This is a genomic window from Pseudomonas sp. MD195_PC81_125 (assembly GCF_014060985.1).
Taxonomy (GTDB): Bacteria; Pseudomonadota; Gammaproteobacteria; order Pseudomonadales; family Pseudomonadaceae; genus Aquipseudomonas; species Aquipseudomonas parakoreensis.
The window spans coordinates 1-693 of sequence record NZ_JABULD010000918.1 but is presented as its reverse complement, the minus strand read 5'-3'; the positions used below and the strand labels follow the sequence as shown (position 1 = coordinate 693).

The following is a 693-nucleotide window of genomic DNA, read 5'->3' as shown; positions in this document are numbered from 1 at the left end:
AAACCATCATCTTTTTTCGACACCTGAGAAAATACTCGCGATCCCATTGGCGTTCATTGCATCGCAATCTGAACAAGTCGGAATTTCGATGATTGCAATATTTGCAACGTCGCTCATTTGGGATCGGAGAAACCAGGCAACCTTCAGAACTCTTTTGGCCTTGATCGTAATTGCGGGCTTTGCACTTCTAATCACTGCCCCAGGTAACTATTTACGCTTGACAACGGAAGCAGTGTACATGCCGGAATTCACCGAATATTCTTTTATCAGAAAGGTTTTGAATGGATTCGATATATTCAACGCCCACTACATTGACCCGATGAACCTGTACCCGAAGATCATCGCACTTCTACTTGTTTTGTTAACCATGGGAAAGACTTTCGAGTTAAAACGCACTGCACTGATATTGACCATTGGCGGAATTTTCCAAGGCAGCATCCTTTCCTTTTTATTCACAACCGGCAACGATGATTACTATTCAATAAGAAACTTGAACTCCGGATTTGGTCTGAATTATTTCTTTTCGTACGCACTTTCGATCAGCTCATTGATCAGTGCTACTTACCTGATGAAAAGAAGCTTGGCGACAAACAGCAGTTTTTATATAGGAACACTTCTACTTCTATTGCATACAGGCGTAACTGCTGTCGTAGGTCTCTCACCAACAGCTTATGAGTCTGGATACAGGGTTCT

General features: G+C 42.3%; 1 protein-coding gene. It reads left to right on the top strand.

The features are described from left to right. A partial coding sequence (locus tag HT737_RS30340; RefSeq protein WP_182404667.1) for a hypothetical protein occupies positions 1 to 693 on the top strand: 693 nt, incomplete at both ends.